This window comes from Chromohalobacter marismortui (genome assembly GCF_004364315.1).
Lineage (GTDB): Bacteria > Pseudomonadota > Gammaproteobacteria > Pseudomonadales > Halomonadaceae > Chromohalobacter > Chromohalobacter marismortui.
Window position 1 is genome coordinate 320,536 of record NZ_SOBR01000001.1, and the last position, 17,453, is coordinate 337,988.

Here is a 17,453-nt window from a genome sequence, read left to right on the forward strand (position 1 = left end):
TACAGGCGCGATTATACATAGAAGTCGAGCTCTTCCTGGTGCTTGAGCAAGTCGCGCATGGTATGCGGATCGTCGCCGAAGAAATACAAAAGTCCCCAGTGGGTCCCGAAGGCCGTCCGTTTGGTGACGGTTTCCTCGAGCGGTGCGGTCAACTCATGGGATTCGAAGTAGGGGTGATCCTCGGTTTCCTCGGGCATCTGCAGGCGACTGACCACGCGGCGACGCGGGTATACCCCGAAACAGCCGGCGACGCCCTTGGCATCGACCACCTCGCGGGGAAAGAAGTCGGTGATCTCCTGCTCGGTGGTCTTCGGGTCGAAGGACAGGATCAGCCCCTGGTAGGCATTGAAGCCATAGGCGCGTTCGAGCAGTTCGAAGACTTTGAACCCCGGGGGGCGGTAGGCGACTTCGCCGAAGTACATCTCGCCGTCGCTGGTGACGAAGTATTCGGGATGCACGAAGCCGAAATCGATGTCGAAGGTCTTGATCAGTTTCTCGATCTGGCGGGTGATCGACTCGCGGTATCTTTCGAGTTCCGGGGTCGCCGGGACGAACACCGAGTAACCCAGGGTCACGTATTCGGAAATGTTGAGAAAGCGAATCTTGCCGTTGTGGATCCATGCCTCGACGGCGAATTCCCAGCCATCGAGGTGCGATTCCATCAGCACCGGGAATTCTTCTTCGGGGATGGTATCGACCTCGTCCGGCGTGCGGATCACGCGGTGCCCCAGGCAGCCCGCCTTGTCGAAGGCCTTGAGATGAATCGGATCATTGGGGTCGCCGTCGAGCTTGAGCAGCGTCTGGTTGACGCGCTTGAGGAAGCGGATGACATCTTCCTTGTCGTGGGCTTCCTCGAAGATGCCCACACGGATGCCCCCCAACTGCGCGCGGCGCTTCATCAGCGCCTTGTCACGCAATAGCAGCGCCTGGCCATACAGACGGGGATTGTCGAGCAGCACCGAGTTGATCGCGCCGGCCCATTCGACGGTTTCTTCGTAAAGCGGAATGGCGACGTCTACGCCCATCTCCTGGAGCGTCTCGGCGATTTCCATCGAGCGATCATTGAGGCGCTCGAAGTTCCAGGGCACATAGGGGATCGCGTGCTCCTGGCAGTATTCCTCGGCCCAGTCGGGGGCCACGACGACATAGCGGCGGTCGAAGTTCTCGGCGGCTTCGATGGCATTCAGACTCCAGCCCAGTAGCGCGATATGTCCCTTCTCGGGGTTCTTGTCCATGCTGATTCTCCTTGAACGCGGGAAAGGGCCATGCCCTTCCAGCCTAGACTATAATGCTGGGTAGGCGTTGAATTCTTTGATGTCTTGCCGACCGGCGGGCACGCTGTTATAGTGCTGCGGCGTTCGAGGCAAGTCATTGAAAGCGCATGGCGTTTCCCTGATGTTCGAACGTTTCGGTGGCGACCCTCATGGCGCTCGTCGACCGGATGCACTGTGGTGGCCCTGTCGGTCCTCCCGCAACGCTAAACCGCGAACCCCGCCAGGCCCGGAAGGGAGCAACGGTAGTGGTGGCTGCGTGTGCCGGGATGTGGCTGGCGGGGCCGCCTCCATTTCGACCCCCGTATTTCTATTCGGCCCCGATGTCGACTCGCCTCTCGTCGAAGTTCCCGCTACCCGCTAGAATGGACGCTTTAACGATACTCCCCTCTGTGTCGAGTGCTTAGTGCTGCCAGGTGGGAATCGGCCCGATCTGCAAGGACATCCCGACGGTATGAGTTACCAGGTTCTGGCCCGCAAATGGCGCCCCCGCACGTTTCACGAACTGGTCGGCCAGGAGCATGTCTCGCGTGCGCTGGTCAACGCGCTCGATCAGGGGCGTCTGCACCATGCCTATCTGTTTACCGGCACGCGCGGCGTCGGCAAGACGACGTTGGCGCGGATTCTCGCCAAGTGCCTGAACTGCCGACAGGGCGTGACCTCGGTACCGTGCGGTGAATGCGAGACCTGCCGCGAGATCGACGAGGGCCGCTTCGTCGACCTGATCGAAGTCGATGCCGCGTCCCGCACCAAGGTCGAGGATACGCGCGAACTGCTCGATAACGTGCAGTACGCGCCGACGCAGGGGCGCTACAAGGTGTACCTCATCGACGAGGTGCACATGCTGTCCACGCACAGTTTCAACGCACTGCTCAAGACGCTCGAAGAGCCGCCGCCCCACGTCAAATTCCTGCTGGCGACCACCGATCCGCAGAAGCTTCCGGTCACGGTGCTGTCGCGCTGCTTGCAGTTCACGCTCAAGAACATGCCCCCCGAGCGCGTGGTGGGACACCTCTCGCATATTCTCGAGGCCGAGTCGGTGGCGTTCGATGAGCAAGCGTTGTGGCTGCTGGGCAAGGCCGCCGAGGGCTCGATGCGCGACGCCTTGAGCCTCACCGATCAGGCCATCGCCTTCGGGCAGGGAGAGGTGCGTCATGCCGACGTCGCGGCCATGCTGGGCACCCTCGATCATCGCCACCTGCTGGCACTGGCCGAAGCGCTGGCCGAGGTCGATGCCGCGCGGGTGCTGCAGGAGGTCGCCAACCTGGCCGAACAAGGGCCGGATTTCGGCGCTATCCTCGACGATCTGGCCGGCATCTTCCACCGCCTGGCGATCGCGCAGATGGTGCCCGATGCGCTGGACAACGGCCACGGTGACCGCGACACGTTACTCCCGCTGGCGGCACGCTTCACCGCCGAGGACGTACAACTCTATTACCAGATCGCCCTGCAGGGGCGGGGCGACATGGAGAGTGCGCCGGATCCGCGTACCGCGCTGGAGATGACGCTGCTGCGCATGCTGGCGTTCCGTCCCCAGGGGGTGCCCAAACCGCCGCAGACACCGTTGCCGATTCGCGGCGCTGCCGATGGCGAGTCGCCGGCCACGGCAGCGGCGAATTCCCCGGCGGCTGAGTCTGCGCCTGGCCAGCCCGCAGCGGCTGACCCTGCGCCTGGCCAGCCGGCGCCTCCCGAAACCCAAGCGCCCGCGGCGGGTGATATCAGTCCCGTAGCGGATGATGGCGGTGAAGATGTACTGAACGCGTCACCTGAAGCCGAATCGCCTGAGGCCGAGGTGGCTGACGTCGAGGCGACCTCGAGAGTGGAAGAGACACCGCCTCCCGTGGCTGATGCGCCTGATGATGCTGTCGATGCCGCGCTCGAAGACGAGGCGCAACGCCAGGCAGACGCCGCTGGCGTTGCTGATGTGGACGATGCGCCTCCCTGGGCGCTCGACGAGGCCCCGGCGCCGGCCGCCTCCGAGCCATCCGCGGCCGCGCCGGAGCCCCCGGCAATGGATGTCGTTGCAGAGACGGCTGAGCCCGAGCCCGCGACGCCGACGCCCGTCGTTGCCACGTCCGAAACGGGCGCTTTCGACCATGGACGCTGGCTGGCGAGTTTCGACGCGCTGGCGCTGGGTGGGCTGACGCGTAACCTGGCGGCGCACTGCATCGTCGAGCATGACGACGGCGCAACGCTGGCGTTGCGGCTGGATCCTTCGCAGGGGGCGATGCTGGCCGATGTACACGTCGAGCGTCTCACCAAGGCCTTGGCCGATCAGGGCATCGAGCGGCGCTTGAACATCACGGTCGCGGACTTGCCCGAGGGCCTGGAAACACCGCGCGCGCAAAACGAGCGTCTGGCACGCGAGCGTCATGCCCAGGCGGTTGAAGCGTTGCGCCGCGACCCGCACATTCAAATGTTGGAACACGATTTCGGCGCCCACTTGCTGGAACGCAGCGTGACGCCGACCGACGGCGCCGCCTCCGATGCGTAAGTCGTCGTCGGCGCTGACTTTTCGAACTCGATGAGGATACGACCATGATGAAGGGCGGAATGGGCAACATGATGAAACAGGCCCAGGAAATGCAGGAAAAGATGCAAAAGGTCCAGGAGGAAATCGCCGAGACCGAAGTCACGGGTGAGGCCGGGGCCGGCATGATCAAGGTCACCATGAACGGGCGTCACGATGTGAGCGACGTGAATATCGACCCCTCGGTGATGGAAGAAGACAAGGAGTTGCTCGAGGATTTGCTGGCCGCTGCTGTCAACGACGCGGTGCGCAAGGTCGAGACGACATCCAAGGAGCGCATGGAAGAAGTCACCGCGGGAATGAACCTGCCGGCGGGCTTCAAGATGCCGTTCTAAACGATGGCATTTTCTCCCCTCGTCGACCAACTGCTGGAGACGCTGCGTGTGTTGCCGGGCGTAGGCCCCAAGACCGCGCAGCGCATGGCCCTGCATCTGCTGGAGCGCGACCGCGATGGCGGCCGTCGGCTGGTCGCGTCATTGGGCGAAGCCTTGGAGCACGTTGGCTATTGCCGGCGTTGCCGGACGCTCGCCGAAACGCCGCTATGCAGCATCTGCGAGGATGCACGGCGCGAAGAAGGGCTGCTGTGCGTGGTCGAATCGCCGGCCGACATGCTGGCGATCGAGCAGGCCGGCGGCTATCGTGGCCACTATTTCGTGCTCCACGGCCATTTGTCGCCCTTGGATGGTATTGGCCCCGAAGACATCGGGCTCGATCAGCTCGATGAGCGACTCGCGGACGGTGCCATCGAAGAATTGATTCTCGCCACCAACCCCACTGTGGAAGGCGAGGCGACTGCGCACTACATCGCCGAGCAATTGCGCGGCACGGGCGTGCGGTTGTCGCGTCTGGCGTACGGTGTACCCATGGGGGGCGAGCTGGAATACGTGGATGGCGGGACGCTGAGCCGCGCCTTCAATGGCCGACTGCCGTTCGCGCAAGAATCGAGCTGACCCTCTTTATCATCGACAAGGATACGGGATGCCCCCGAGTTTCGAGATGCGCTGGGTGGAAACGCCCGCCGCGCTGGCCGAGGCGTGCGAGACGCTGGCCGACGCCGATTGGCTGGCGGTGGACACCGAGTTCCACCGTGAGTCGACGTTCTTTCCCATTGCCGCGCTCGTGCAGCTCTACGCCGGCGGTGATGAGGTCTTTCTGATCGACCCGCAAGTCGTGGCGGTCGATAGTGCTCTGCAGGCGCTCCTGGGGGCGGACGGACCGCTCAAGTTGCTGCATGCCAGTGGCGAGGATCTCGAAGTACTGGAGAGTTGGGCGGGGGTGGCCGTCGCGCCGATCGCCGATACGCAGGTCGCGCAGAGCTTGCTGAGCCCCCAGGCGTCACTGGGTTATCAGCGGCTGGTCGAGCATTGGACCGGTGACGTCTTGCCCAAGGAGGAAACGCGCTCGGACTGGCTGCAGCGCCCATTGTCGGACGCGCAGTTGCAGTACGCCGCGCTGGATGTAGTCTATCTGCCGCTTGTCTGGCAGGCACAGCGGGACGCGCTGGTACAACAGGGACGCCTGGCCTGGCTCGAAGAGGAATGCGCGCGTCTGTGCGAGGCCAATCGTCGTAACCGCGATGCCGATGAACAGTGGTATCGTCGGCATCGTCAATTGTGGCGGCTCGAACCGCGTCAACTGGCGCTTTATCAGGCGCTGACGCGGTGGCGTGAAGGTGAGGTGCGACGCCGGGACCTGCCGCGTGGCTGGCTGGCGAGCGATAAGGTACTGTTTGCGATTGCGGTGGAGATGCCGCGCAATCGCCATCAGCTCGCGACCGTCGAGGGTGTCCGGCCTAAGCTGATCAAACATGACGGCGATACCTTGCTGGCGATGGTACAAGCGGCCATGCACCTCGATGACGAGGCGCTGCCGGCGCCGTTGCCACCGCCGCATTCCTCGGCGTTCAAGGCGCGTCTCAAGGCACTCAAGAGTGTCGTCAGCCGCGAGGCCGAGCGTCTGGATATCGCCCCCGAGGTATTGGCCAACCGTCGCGATCTCGAAGCGCTGGTGATGGCGGACTTGGATGGCGTGCCGTTGTCGTTGCCTCAGGGGTGGCGTGGCACCTTGCTTGCCGAGGCATTTACCCAGGCACTGGCCGAATACTGACAGGTGAAGACGATGTCCAAGCGACTCTGTGAAATCTTCAAGAGCCCGCGTCGCGACGAGATGTATTTATACGTGGATCGCACGCGAGGGCTAACGGATGTTCCCGAAGCCCTGCTCGAGCGGTTCGGCAAACCGGTATCGGTGACCGTGATGATGCTCAGTGACGACAGGTCGCTGGCGCGGGCCAAGGCGAGCGACGTGCTGGCCGCCATCGCGTCGCAAGGCTTTTACCTGCAGATGCCGCCGGCGCGTGAGACTTACATGCTGGATTTATACAAGGCGCCCACCGAGGCGCGGTACTGACCCATGCGTGAACGTTTCTGGGAACGCTTTTCCCTGCAAGAGCTCGACGATGAAGAGTGGGAAGCCCTCTGCGACGGGTGCGGTTTGTGCTGCCTGCTCAAGCTCGAGGACGACGAAAGCGGCGATATCGCCACGCTCAACGTGGCCTGCCAGCTGCTGGATATCGATACGTGCCGCTGCAGCGATTACGACAACCGCTTCCAGCACGTACCGGGATGCACCAAGCTGACCCGCGACAATCTGGCAACATTTAGTTGGCTGCCGGCGTCGTGTGCCTATCGCCGGCTGGCCGAAGGACGCAAGCTTGCCGCCTGGCATCCATTGATTGCTGGCGATGCCCGACGCATGCACCGCAAGCAGAAGAGCGTGCGGCACTTCGCGGTCAGCGAGCGTGAGGTGGCGGACGATGATCTCGAGGATCACATCATCGATATCATCCCCTGTCAGTAGGGTGCCACGCGTGGCCGCACGAACGCTGGTGCGCAACAGCCCGTGTGGAGAGAGTGTCGGCCCCGTCTCAGCGGGGCCGGCGTCGTTCTGGCGTCAGCGTGCCAGGGGCTCGGCGAGGCCCAGTGCCCAGAGGATGAAGGCATCCTGACGGGCGTTATCGTGCCAGGCCTTGAAGCGCCCCGAGGCGCCGCCATGTCCGGCGGCCATATCGGTGCGCAGGAGGATGGGGCGGCTCTGGTCGGCGGGGAGCTGGGCGGCGAGCTCGGTCAAACGGGCATACAGCTTGGCCGGTTCCCAGTAGGGCACACGTGAGTCATGCCAACTGCCTTGCAGGAACAGCGTGGGATAAGGCTGCGCGACGAGGTTGTCGAGGGGCGAGTAGTCGCGTATGCGGCGTTTCGCTTCGGGGTCATTGGGGTTGCCCCATTCGCTGTATTCCGCGGTCGTCAACGGCAGGTCGGGATTTTCCATGGTGCGCAGCACGTCGACGAAGGGCACGTCGAGCACGGCGGCGCAGAATGCCGAGGGGTCGAGATTGAGGCTGGCGCTGACCAGCAGGCCACCGGCGCTGGCGCCGTAGGCGGCGATGCGCTCGCCATCCGCGATGCCGTGCTCGACCAGCGCGTGCCGTGCGGCCAAGAAATCACGGAAGCTGTTTTCCTTGTGCTCCAGCTTGCCGGCCAGGTACCACGGCTCGCCCCGATCACCGCCGCCACGTACATGGGCGACCGCGAAGGCCACCCCGCGTGACAACAGCTCGAGTCGCGCCACCGAGAACCATGGGTCGAGGACTTCCCCGTAAGCTCCATAGCCGTAAAGCAGCGTGGGCATGGGCCCCTGCTCCCAGAGATCGTCTCGTGCCACCACGGAGACCGGAATTCGCTCGCCGTCGTGCGCTTCTGCCCAGACGCGCCGGCAGACCAGCCGCTCGGGCAGCATGTCGCCGTAGACCGGTTGGACCTTGAGCAGTGTGCGGGCGTCGGTGTCGAGATCGTGCTCGATCCAGCGCGGCGGTAGCGTGAACGACTCCTCGTGCAGCCGCAAGCGGCGGGTATCGAACTTGGGGGTATCGCCGAGTACCAGACTGCAGGGCGCTTCAGGCAGGGGCAACCGGCGGCGGGTCGGGGACGGCGCGTCGAGGTCGAGCACGCTGAGATGCACCTGGGCTTCGCGGTGATCGCGCTCGGTGATGATCAGACCCCAAGCGAAGGCATCGACGCCTTCCAGCGTGATGTGTTGCTGGTGCTCGAGCAGCGGTACCCAGTCACGCGGCGTGGCTTCGGCTGCCACGTCGAGTCGGAAGTGCGGTGCGTCCTGGTTATGCAGGATGTAGAAATGGCCGGGACGATGCTCGAGACCGTATTCGACGCCCTTGACGCGTTCGCGTACGCAGCGCGGTGATGTCTCGGGCGTTGCCGCGGGGATCAGGTGGCACTCCGAGGTGTCCTTGGAGGCGGTTTCCAGCACCAGCCATTCACGCGACCGCGTCTTGCTCATGCCGACCCAGAATTCGGCGTCCACTTCGCGAAAGATGCACGCGGTGTCACCGCTTTCGATGTCCAGGCGCCAGACGCTGTCCGGGCGCTGCGTGTCGTCGTAACGCGTAAACATCAGCGTTCGGTTGTCCTCGGCGCAACACAGCTCGGGGCCGATATCGCTGAGCAGGCATCGTGGGTCACCGTCGGGCAGAACGCGCAGGAACAGTTCGAAATTCTCGTCGCCGCTGGTGTCTTCGGTCCATGCCAGCCAGCTCTCATCGGGGGCAATGGCCATGTCGGCGACTTCCATGAAGGCGTGATGCTGGGCGCGCGTCTGGACATCGAGCACGCATTCTCGCCGTGACGCGTCGTGGTTGGGATGACGCCACCAGACGGGGTAGTCGGCGTCGTGGGCGGTCTCGCTCCAGTAGGTATAGTGGTCGAGCGGCGTACCCAGCCCTTTGACGGCCAGCTCCCGTCGCGCGAGGTGGCCGGCATGCAGGGCCTCGACCAGCGGCGCCAGGGGGGCGGACCATTGCGAACATTCCTGGTTGGCCTGTTCGAGAAAGGCGACGACCTCGGGATCGTCGCGGTTTTCCAGCCAGTGCCAGTGCGGATCGTCCTTGCGTTGGAAGCGTGCTACCGGCGAGAGTTGGGTCGCGTCGTGAAGCGCAGGGATGTGCGGCTGTGCTTTCATGTGCAGCGGTGTACCATGTCGAGGAAAGATCGAACGCGAGAGGACGCGATGCTGATTTCTGATTCCTTGCCACAGTTGTGGCTGAGTTACCTCGTATTATCGCTGCTGGTGCTGGCCACCGGCTACCTTGGGGTGGGTTTTTTACCGCGTTTGCCACGTTGGATCGTCACCGGTGTGGTGGCGGGCATGCTGTGGTCCGTGGCACCGTTCACGTCTCCTCTGGTGGAAAAAGGCGAGCACTACTCAGGCCTGGCGCCTGCCGTCGTCGTGACCGCCGTGGGCGCCTTGCAGGGCGATGGCGGCCAGCTTTCCGTGGCCACACCGCTATTGTTGGTCGGCATGGCGATGGGTGGCGTGCTGGGCGCGTTGATCTATATGTGGCGCCGCCGTCGCGATAGCAATGGCAGCAGTGACGACGACGCACCACGCGGTGGTCGAGGCCAACGGCGTGCGACGCAAACACGTGGCGGTGCGCGGGACGATGACGTTCGACGTCGCGAGCCGGTGCTCAACTGATACCCTCTGATACCCGTATTACGCAAGACATTACAAAAGAAGGAAGGGTCATGCGAGCGCTGTTCGCATTGTGGTTGTTATGTGTTGGCGGGGGGCTCGCGTCTCCCGTCTGGGCACAGGATTCCGTCGCGTCCCGGACACCGGATGTGCGCATGATTTTCGATGTCTCGGGGAGCATGAAAGCCAACGATCCCGGCAATTTGCGGGCCTCGGCCCTGCAACTGGCGGCGACCTTGCTGCCCTCGCGGGCGCGGGGATCGGTGTGGACGTTTGGTTCCCAGGTACGCAATCCACTGCCCGATGGCAACGTCGATGCCCAATGGCGTCGGCGTGCCCGATCGCTAGCCCCGCAACTGGTCGACTATCAACAGTTCACGGATATCGAGCAAGCACTACGTGAAGCAAGCCAAGCAGACGGTGGTCAGCGTCATATCATCTTGCTGACCGATGGCATGGTCGACCTGCCAGGGAGCGGAGAGGCAAAACGCATGCGTGATCAAGCCTCGCGGGAGGCCTTGATTGCGTCACTGGCGCCCGCATTGGCCTCGCGTGGCGTGGTGGTACATACCATTGCGCTATCGCAGAACGTGGATCGTGAACTGCTCGAGCGGATATCCCGGATCACGGGGGGCTTGGCGGCAGTGGCCGAAACCCCCGAAGCATTGCTGCGCGCGTTTCTGGATGTGCTCGAGCGCATCGTGCCCCGGGATCAACTGCCGATCGAGAAAGGCGGTTTCGATGTCGACGACGAGGTCGAGGGCTTCAATGCGCTGCTGTTCCACGATGAGGATGCCCCCGAGATTTCCTTGGTGGGCCCTGATGGCAAGCGTTACACGCGAGACGATCATCCCGATGACATGCTCTGGCAGAGCAATCCGCGTTATGACGTGATCCGTGTGCCTGAGCCGCAGGTGGGCAAGTGGCGCATCGAAGGGCCGATAGGGCGCGATAGCCGCGTGAGTATCGAGTCAGCGTTGCAACTGCGCAGTGACACCTTGCCGCCGACCCTGTATCTGGGCTTCGATATACCGCTCGACGCATGGCTATCCCGCGAGGGTGAGATGCTCACCGGCGCTGCGCTACCCGATGGCATACAGGTGCGAGGAGAGCTGCGCGGGCTCGAGGGCGACACGCGGGCATCCACGTCCCTGGCGGCGGGGGACGACGGCCACTTCACGGGCACGCTGCAGGCCCCCGAGAGGATAGGCAACGCTCGTATCGTGCTCAATGCCGATAGCGACGCCTGGACGCGTGAGCGCGTGCAGGGCGTCAATATCGTCCCGCCCGTGACCACGACGCTGAATGACGACGCCTCTCAGGTGACGCTCAAGGCGCAGCACCCGCGCTTGAACGTCGGCAATACGCAAATCTCGGCGAGCCTGCTGGGCGAAACGCTCGACGTGGCGTCGGATGGCGAACGGACATGGCAGATCGCGCTGCCGAAAGTCGACCCCGACCAGTCGGTACCGCTGAATCTCGACATGACGGTGACGCTCGATGGCCATACCTGGTCCTTTGCCCTGCCCACGTTACGTCTCAACCCCGAGGCGCGTATCGGCGTGTCCGGCGCCGACGTCAATGTCAATGATGGGAGCATGCGTGCCAAGGCGTTGCCGGACGACGATGCTGGTTTCGAGAAGAAACGTGACGCACGCCAAGAGCAGGATCTGCTGGCCAAGGCCGGCGCATTATGGGATCAGGCGAGTGACGATTGGCAGGCCCTGCGCTCGAATGTCGGGCCTTATGCCCGGCATCCCACGACCTGGGCGGTGTTTGCTGCGCTGCTGTTGGCGCTGACCATCCTGTGGGGATGGCGCCGACATGTCAGACGTCGGCGACGGCACCGGAGGCGGCGCGAACCGCACGTATAGATGGCGGTCATCATCAGCAAACCTAGGGCCCCGGCATGATTGCCGGGGTTTTTTGTCTTCCGTTCTTTGTGTACATGTGTCGGTAGGCGGTATTGAACGTTAGTTTCAATCGACTGTTTTAATTCTTGCTGGCCTGTTATAACGGAAACGGCACGTCGATGGGATTGTCCGATGATTGTCGAACAATGTTTCATCATGCGCGCCGGGCCGGCTGGTGTCGTGGCCGGTGTCGCGCTATCTTGCGGAAAGCCTGTGTTTTTCAAGCATGGCCCAGGCGCGAGATTCAATAATAAATGTCGGCGCCCTGAGGGGTTACAAAACAGGCGAACGAAGGCAAAGCAAGGCAAAATTGGGCGAAAAAACGGAGTTTACATGGGGGTAAATGAGTATTTTAACGCCGAATTGTCGAGTGCAGCCCTTTTGTAAGCACCCTCTGAAGTCGACACGGTCAGCGGAGATATACAATGAGCCACGCCACCTCGCCGGTCGTTTCCGGTCCGCCTCTCGAGGGAATGGAAGCGTTCGCCTCGGTCAACGAGGTGTTCGTCCACAGCTGTCGGCGCTTCGCCGACAAGCCGGCGTTCACCTGCATGGGGCGGACACTGAGCTATGCGGAACTCGAGCGTCTCTCGCGTGATTTCGCCGCCTGGCTAAGCAAGGAAACCGACTTGGTGCCGGGAGACCGCATCGCCATCCAACTGCCCAATGTGCTGCAATTTCCCGTGGCCATTTTCGGTGCCATGCGTGCCGGGATGGTGGTGGTCAATACCAACCCGCTGTACACCGAACGCGAGATGGCGCATCAATTTCAGGATGCCGACGTCAAGGCGATCCTGATTCTCGCCAACATGGCCGACAAGCTCGAGCGAATACTGCCGCGCACGGCGATTCGCCACGTGCTGGTGACCGAACTCGGCGACATGCATGACTTTCCCAAGCGCACGCTGATCAATGCGGTGGTCAAGCACGTCAAGAAGATGGTGCCGCGCTACACATTGCCCGAGGCGATACGCTTTCGCGATGCGCTGAGGCGCGGGCGAGAGCAGTCGAGCGACGCCGCGACATGCCAGACCGATGATGTGGCCGTATTGCAGTACACCGGCGGTACCACCGGCGTGGCCAAGGGCACCATGCTCACGCATCGCAACCTGATCGCCAACATGCTGCAAACGCGCCAGATGATCGCCGGACTGATCGAGGAAGGGCGCGAGACGATCATCGCGCCGCTGCCCGTTTATCATATCTATACCTTCACGGTGAATTGCCTGTTCACCATGGTCACCGGCAATCACACCGTGCTGATTCCCAATCCCCGCGATATCGACGGCTTCATCAAGACGCTGCGCAAGACCGATTACACCGGTTTCGTGGGACTCAACACGCTCTTCAACGCGCTCTGTCAACGCGAGGATTTCCGAGCGCTGGATTTCTCGCGCCTCAAGCTGACCATTTCCGGTGGCATGGCGCTGACCAAGGCGACCGCCAAGCGTTGGGAAGCGGTCACCGGCTGCGCGATCCTGGAAGGCTACGGCATGACCGAGACCTCACCCATCGTATGCGTCAATCCGCCGGACGGCATTCAACCGGGCACCATCGGCAAGCCGGTGCCGGGTACCGCGATCATGGTCATCGGCCCCGAAGGCGAAGAGGTCGCGCGAGGCGAGCCGGGCGAGTTGTGCGTTCAGGGCCCGCAGGTGATGAAAGGATATTGGAATCGCCCCGAGGATACCGCCAGGGCGATGAACGCCGAGGGCTGGATTCGCACCGGTGATATCGCCGTGATCCAGGACGACGATTACGTGCGCATCGTCGACCGCAAGAAGGACATGATCATCGTCTCCGGTTTCAACGTCTATCCCAACGAAGTCGAGGATGTGGTCGCCACGCACGAGGACGTGGTCGAAGTCGCCGCCATCGGGGTGCCCGATGACGCCACGGGCGAAGCGATCAAGCTCTTCGTGGTGAGCCGCAACGAGGCATTGGACGCCGACACGTTACGTAGCTGGTGCAAGCGGGAACTCTCCGCCTACAAGGTGCCCAAGCTCATCGAGTTTCGCGATGAGTTGCCCAAGACCAATGTCGGGAAGGTGTTGCGGCGTGAGCTTCGCGACGGCCAGGAGGACAAGGAATCGGCGCCGAGTGACGGGGCAAGATAGGCGCGAGGTCGGCCTTGGCGTTACAATTGATGGCTCGCCCTCCCATAGAGGCGAGCCGTTTTGCTGATTCCATGAGGCGCCCTTGAGCACGACACCGACGAGCGATTCCCGCGATCAACTGGCGCGTCTGCGCGCGCAACTCGACGACTGCCTGCTGCGCGATGCCCATGAACAGGGGCGTCGCCTGGCCAAGCTGAATGGGCGGGCGCGCAGCGGTAAACCCATCGACCGCTCGCTGCGCGATATCGAAACGCGTCTGGCGCGCTCCCGCGAGGCCCTGGCGGCGCGCCGTGCGCAGTCGCTGACGCTGCGTTACCCCGATGACTTGCCCGTAGTCGAACGCCGTGAGGACCTGCTGGCGGCGCTCGACGAACATCAGATCGTCGTGGTGGCGGGGGAAACCGGCTCGGGCAAGACGACCCAGCTCCCCAAGCTGTGTCTCGAATTGGGGCTGGGGCGGCGTGGCTTGATCGGCCATACGCAGCCCCGGCGGCTGGCGGCGCGTACCGTGGCCACGCGTCTGGCCGAAGAACTGGAGGTGCCGCTGGGGGCGCAGGTCGGCTACCAGGTGCGCTTTACCGATCAGACCGACGAGCGCACCCTGGTCAAGCTGATGACCGACGGTATCCTGCTTGCCGAGACGCAGCACGATCCGGATTTGACGCGCTACGAGGCGATCATCATCGATGAGGCCCACGAGCGCAGCCTCAACATCGATTTCCTGCTCGGTTATCTCAAGCGCCTCACCGAGCGGCGTCCGGATCTCAAGATCATCATTACCTCGGCGACCATCGACGTCGAGCGCTTCAGCCAACACTTCGGCCGTGAGGGCAAACCGGCGCCGGTGGTCGAGGTCTCGGGGCGCACCTACCCGGTGGACGTGTTCTATCGGCCGCTGGTGCGCGATGCCGACGACGAGGAAGACCGCTCCCTGCAGGAAGGCATTCTGCATGCGGTGGAAGAAATCGAGGCCATCGAGCGCGAGCGACGCTGGTTCAGCGGGCCGCGCGATGTCTTGATCTTTCTGCCCGGCGAGCGGGAAATTCGCGAGACGGCGGATACCCTGCGGCGTGCCGATCTACGCGGCACCGAGATCCTGCCGCTTTATGCACGGCTCTCCAATGCCGAGCAGAATCGCGTGTTCCAGTCGCATACCGGGCGCCGCATCGTACTGGCCACCAACGTGGCGGAAACCTCGCTGACCGTGCCCGGCATCCGTTATGTCATCGACCCCGGTCTGGTGCGGATGAGCCGTTATAGCTATCGCGCCAAGGTGCAGCGTCTGCCCATCGAGCCGGTCAGCCAGGCCAGCGCCGATCAGCGCAAGGGGCGTTGCGGACGTATCAGCGAGGGCGTGTGTATTCGCCTCTACAGCGAAGAGGATTTCCTGGCGCGGCCGACGTACACCGAACCCGAGATTCAGCGCACCAACCTGGCCTCGGTGATCCTCTCGATGCTGGCGCTCAAGCTCGGTGATATTGCCGCGTTTCCATTCGTCGACGCCCCGGATCCGCGCTTCATCAAGGATGGCTATCGGCTGTTGTTCGAACTGGGCGCGGTCAACGCCGAGCATCGCTTGAGCGAGCTGGGACGACGCCTGGCGCGCTTGCCCATCGACCCACGGCTGGCACGCATGGTGCTGGCCGGCGCCGAACAAGGGAGCCTGCGCGAGACCTTGATCGTGGTCAGCGCGCTGGCCGCCCAGGACCCGCGCGACCGTCCCGCCGACAAGCGCCAGGCGGCCGATCAGCAACATCGCCAATGGCAGGATCCCGAGTCCGATTTCATGGCCTGGCTGAATCTATGGCATGGCGTCGAGCATGCGCGCGAGACCTTGTCCGGCAACCAGCTACGACGTTGGTGCCGTGACAATTTTCTGAGCTATCTGCGACTACGCGAGTGGCATGATACCTTCCGCCAGCTCAAGCAACTGACCCGTGACATGGGGCTCGAGCCCTCCAGCGCGGTGCTGCCGCCCAAGGAGGACGCCCCCGCAACGGCGCATCCGCGCGTCGATGGCGAGCGCCTGCACAAGGCGCTGCTGTCAGGGCTGCTCTCGCACCTGGGCACGCTGCAGGAAAATCGCGAATACCTCGGCGCGCGCAACCGCAAGTTCATGATTCACCCCGGCTCGGGGCTGGCCAAGAAGACGCCCAAGTGGGTCATGGCCGGCGAGCTGGTGGAAACCTCGCGACTGTATGCGCGTGACGTGGCGCGCATACAGCCGGCCTGGGTAGAGCCCATGGCCGAGCATCTGATCAAGCGCAGCCATAGCGAGCCGCATTGGGAAATGAAGCGCGGCCAGGTGGTCGCCTTCGAGCAGGTCACGCTGTTTGGTCTGCCCATCGTCACCGGGCGGCGCGTCGACTACGCCAAGGTGGCACCGGTAGAGGCGCGCGAAATATTCATCCGGCGCGCGCTGGTGGAAGGCGAGTATCGTAGCCAGGCCGATTTCTTTCAGCATAATCGCGCCTTGATCGACGACGTCGAGGAACTCGAAGACCGCGCCCGCAAACGCGACATCCTGGTCGACGAGGAGACGCTGTTCGCCTTCTACGACGCGCGCTTGCCGGCGGATGTCGCTGGCGCCCGCAGCTTCGAGCGCTGGCGCAAGCAGGCTGAGCGCGAGACCCCTGACGTACTCAAGCTCGATCGCGACACGTTGATGGCGCGCGATGCCGAGGAAATCACGCAGGAAGCCTATCCCGATGTGCTGGTACACAACGGCGTGCGTTACCCGCTAAGCTATCATTTCGCACCCAGGCAACCCGACGACGGCGTGACCTTGACGGTGCCGGCGGCGATGCTGTCGCAACTGCCCGAAGGACGCCTCGAATGGCTGGTGCCGGGGCTGTTGCGCGAGAAGTGCATCGCGTTGCTCAAGACGCTGCCCAAGGCGATTCGCCGCCAGGTGGTGCCGATTCCCGACTGGGTGGATGCTGCCCTGGCAACGCTGGTGCCCGATGAGCGTCCGTTGACCGAGGCGCTGGGCGAGTTCCTGCGTCGACGCACTGGTGTGCGCTTGGGTCCTGATGATTGGCATACCGAGGCCCTCGAGGCGCATCTGGTCATGAATCTGCGTGTGGTCGATCATGACGGCAAGGTGCTCGGCGAAGGGCGCGACTTGAGCGCCCTCAAACGGCGCTTCGACGAGGCGGCGAGCCAGGGCGCCAAGGCGCTGGCGGCGAGTGGGCCGACGGCCGAGGCGCTGGCCGAGCTGCCGGCACAGGCGATCCCCGAATCGCGCTCCACCCAGCAGGCGGGGATTCGCGTCGAGGCCTATCCCGCCTTGGTCGACCAGGGCGACAGTCTGGCCATCGAGTCATTCGATCACCCCGACAAGGCACATGCCGCGCATCGCCATGGCGTCAAGCGTGCCGCGATGCTGCGTCTCCCCGAGCAGGTGCGCTACCTCGCCCGTGAGCTCAAGGGCGTGGATCGCTGTGCGTTACTGTTCGCCAAGGTGGGGAGCAAGCAGCAACTCATCGACGATCTGATCGACGCGGTTTTCCTGCAAGTGATCGCCGTGGATCCGCTGCCGCGCGACCGCCAGACCCTGGAGGCGCGCATCGAGGTCGCGCGGGGCGAGCTCTTCGCACATGCCGAGTCCTGGGTTGCGACACTCGAGAAAGCGTTGCAGGGACATCTCGAGGTGACCAAGGCCCTCAAGGGCAATCTCAATTTGTCCCTGGCCTTGGTCTACAGTGATTTGAAGGCTCAGATGGCGCGCCTGGTCTATCCCGGTTTCATCAGTGATGCCGACGCCTGGCTCGAGCAGTATCCGCGCTACATGCAAGCAGCGCTGATCCGCCTCGAAAAGGCGCCGCGCGAACGTAACCGCGATCAGGCAGCGATGCAGCAGGTGCATGAATTCGAGGAGCGTCTATACGCACGTCTCGAGGCCGATCGACGCGAGGGGCGTCGCGATCCGCGCTTCGTCGAGTTTGGCTGGTGGCTCGAAGAACTGCGCGTGTCGCTGTTTGCCCAGCAGCTCGGCACTCTTGCGCCGGTGTCGGTCAAGCGCCTCGAGCGTCGCTGGGCGGAGCTGACGGGGCGTCAGCAGTGACACCGCCCC

12 protein-coding genes and 1 other RNA gene are annotated in these 17,453 nt (G+C 63.5%); 11 read left to right on the forward strand and 2 right to left on the reverse strand.

Features of this window, described 5'->3' with window-relative positions; genetic code table 11:
- Positions 1 to 11: 11 nt before the first annotated feature.
- The gene (locus C8E00_RS01415; protein WP_133693652.1) at positions 12 to 1,235 is read right to left on the reverse strand and encodes an ATP-grasp domain-containing protein; all 1,224 of its coding nucleotides are present in this window, start codon (positions 1,233 to 1,235) and stop codon (positions 12 to 14) included.
- A gap of 223 nt (positions 1,236 to 1,458) precedes the next feature.
- On the opposite strand from C8E00_RS01415, the gene ffs reads away from it, so the two are divergent.
- The 7 genes from ffs to C8E00_RS01450 all read left to right on the forward strand — a co-directional run bounded on the left by ffs (position 1,459) and on the right by C8E00_RS01450 (position 6,660).
- Positions 1,459 to 1,555: signal recognition particle sRNA small type (gene ffs / locus C8E00_RS01420), an RNA gene on the forward strand.
- Between the two features lie 170 nt (positions 1,556 to 1,725).
- A complete protein-coding gene (dnaX, locus tag C8E00_RS01425) occupies positions 1,726 to 3,765 on the forward strand; it encodes a DNA polymerase III subunit gamma/tau (RefSeq protein ID WP_133693654.1) in 2,040 nt (679 codons plus the stop codon).
- Between the two features lie 44 nt (positions 3,766 to 3,809).
- Positions 3,810 to 4,136, forward strand: coding sequence for a YbaB/EbfC family nucleoid-associated protein (locus C8E00_RS01430; protein WP_133693656.1), 327 nt, complete (start codon positions 3,810 to 3,812; stop codon positions 4,134 to 4,136).
- A 3-nt stretch (positions 4,137 to 4,139) separates the two neighbouring features.
- Positions 4,140 to 4,751 carry a recombination mediator RecR gene (recR, locus tag C8E00_RS01435; protein ID WP_133693658.1) on the forward strand — a complete coding sequence of 204 codons (612 nt, stop codon included), beginning with the start codon at positions 4,140 to 4,142 and terminating at the stop codon, positions 4,749 to 4,751.
- A 28-nt stretch (positions 4,752 to 4,779) separates the two neighbouring features.
- Positions 4,780 to 5,907 carry a ribonuclease D gene (rnd, locus tag C8E00_RS01440; protein WP_133693660.1) on the forward strand — a complete coding sequence of 376 codons (1,128 nt, stop codon included), beginning with the start codon at positions 4,780 to 4,782 and terminating at the stop codon, positions 5,905 to 5,907.
- Between the two features lie 12 nt (positions 5,908 to 5,919).
- Positions 5,920 to 6,210 carry a YcgL domain-containing protein gene (locus C8E00_RS01445; protein ID WP_133693661.1) on the forward strand — a complete coding sequence of 97 codons (291 nt, stop codon included), beginning with the start codon at positions 5,920 to 5,922 and terminating at the stop codon, positions 6,208 to 6,210.
- A 3-nt stretch (positions 6,211 to 6,213) separates the two neighbouring features.
- The gene (locus C8E00_RS01450) at positions 6,214 to 6,660 is read left to right on the forward strand and encodes a YcgN family cysteine cluster protein (protein WP_133693663.1); all 447 of its coding nucleotides are present in this window, start codon (positions 6,214 to 6,216) and stop codon (positions 6,658 to 6,660) included.
- Between the two features lie 93 nt (positions 6,661 to 6,753).
- On the opposite strand, the gene C8E00_RS01455 is transcribed toward C8E00_RS01450, so the two are convergent.
- Positions 6,754 to 8,835 carry a S9 family peptidase gene (locus C8E00_RS01455; protein WP_133693665.1) on the reverse strand — a complete coding sequence of 694 codons (2,082 nt, stop codon included), beginning with the start codon at positions 8,833 to 8,835 and terminating at the stop codon, positions 6,754 to 6,756.
- Between the two features lie 48 nt (positions 8,836 to 8,883).
- Here C8E00_RS01455 and C8E00_RS01460 point away from each other — a divergent pair, with 48 nt between their 5' ends.
- From C8E00_RS01460 to hrpA, 4 genes are all read left to right on the forward strand, one after another.
- Positions 8,884 to 9,351: a hypothetical protein gene (locus C8E00_RS01460; RefSeq protein ID WP_133693667.1), complete on the forward strand. Its 468-nt coding sequence runs from the start codon at positions 8,884 to 8,886 to the stop codon at positions 9,349 to 9,351.
- 50 nt (positions 9,352 to 9,401) lie between these two features.
- Positions 9,402 to 11,222, forward strand: coding sequence for a VWA domain-containing protein (locus C8E00_RS01465; protein ID WP_133693669.1), 1,821 nt, complete (start codon positions 9,402 to 9,404; stop codon positions 11,220 to 11,222).
- Between the two features lie 464 nt (positions 11,223 to 11,686).
- Complete coding sequence (locus C8E00_RS01470; protein WP_133693671.1) at positions 11,687 to 13,378, forward strand: AMP-binding protein; 1,692 nt, start codon at positions 11,687 to 11,689, stop codon at positions 13,376 to 13,378.
- An 82-nt stretch (positions 13,379 to 13,460) separates the two neighbouring features.
- Positions 13,461 to 17,444: an ATP-dependent RNA helicase HrpA gene (gene hrpA, locus C8E00_RS01475; RefSeq protein ID WP_133693673.1), complete on the forward strand. Its 3,984-nt coding sequence runs from the start codon at positions 13,461 to 13,463 to the stop codon at positions 17,442 to 17,444.
- Positions 17,445 to 17,453 lie beyond the last annotated feature (9 nt).

Coding starts and splice junctions, on each gene's coding strand:
- C8E00_RS01415 (WP_133693652.1), bottom strand. CDS start 1,235: ATGGACAAGAACCCCGAGAAGGGACATATCGCGCTACTGGGCTGGAGT.
- dnaX (WP_133693654.1), top strand. CDS start 1,726: ATGAGTTACCAGGTTCTGGCCCGCAAATGGCGCCCCCGCACGTTTCAC.
- C8E00_RS01430 (WP_133693656.1), top strand. CDS start 3,810: ATGATGAAGGGCGGAATGGGCAACATGATGAAACAGGCCCAGGAAATG.
- recR (WP_133693658.1), top strand. CDS start 4,140: ATGGCATTTTCTCCCCTCGTCGACCAACTGCTGGAGACGCTGCGTGTG.
- rnd (WP_133693660.1), top strand. CDS start 4,780: ATGCCCCCGAGTTTCGAGATGCGCTGGGTGGAAACGCCCGCCGCGCTG.
- C8E00_RS01445 (WP_133693661.1), top strand. CDS start 5,920: ATGTCCAAGCGACTCTGTGAAATCTTCAAGAGCCCGCGTCGCGACGAG.
- C8E00_RS01450 (WP_133693663.1), top strand. CDS start 6,214: ATGCGTGAACGTTTCTGGGAACGCTTTTCCCTGCAAGAGCTCGACGAT.
- C8E00_RS01455 (WP_133693665.1), bottom strand. CDS start 8,835: ATGAAAGCACAGCCGCACATCCCTGCGCTTCACGACGCGACCCAACTC.
- C8E00_RS01460 (WP_133693667.1), top strand. CDS start 8,884: ATGCTGATTTCTGATTCCTTGCCACAGTTGTGGCTGAGTTACCTCGTA.
- C8E00_RS01465 (WP_133693669.1), top strand. CDS start 9,402: ATGCGAGCGCTGTTCGCATTGTGGTTGTTATGTGTTGGCGGGGGGCTC.
- C8E00_RS01470 (WP_133693671.1), top strand. CDS start 11,687: ATGAGCCACGCCACCTCGCCGGTCGTTTCCGGTCCGCCTCTCGAGGGA.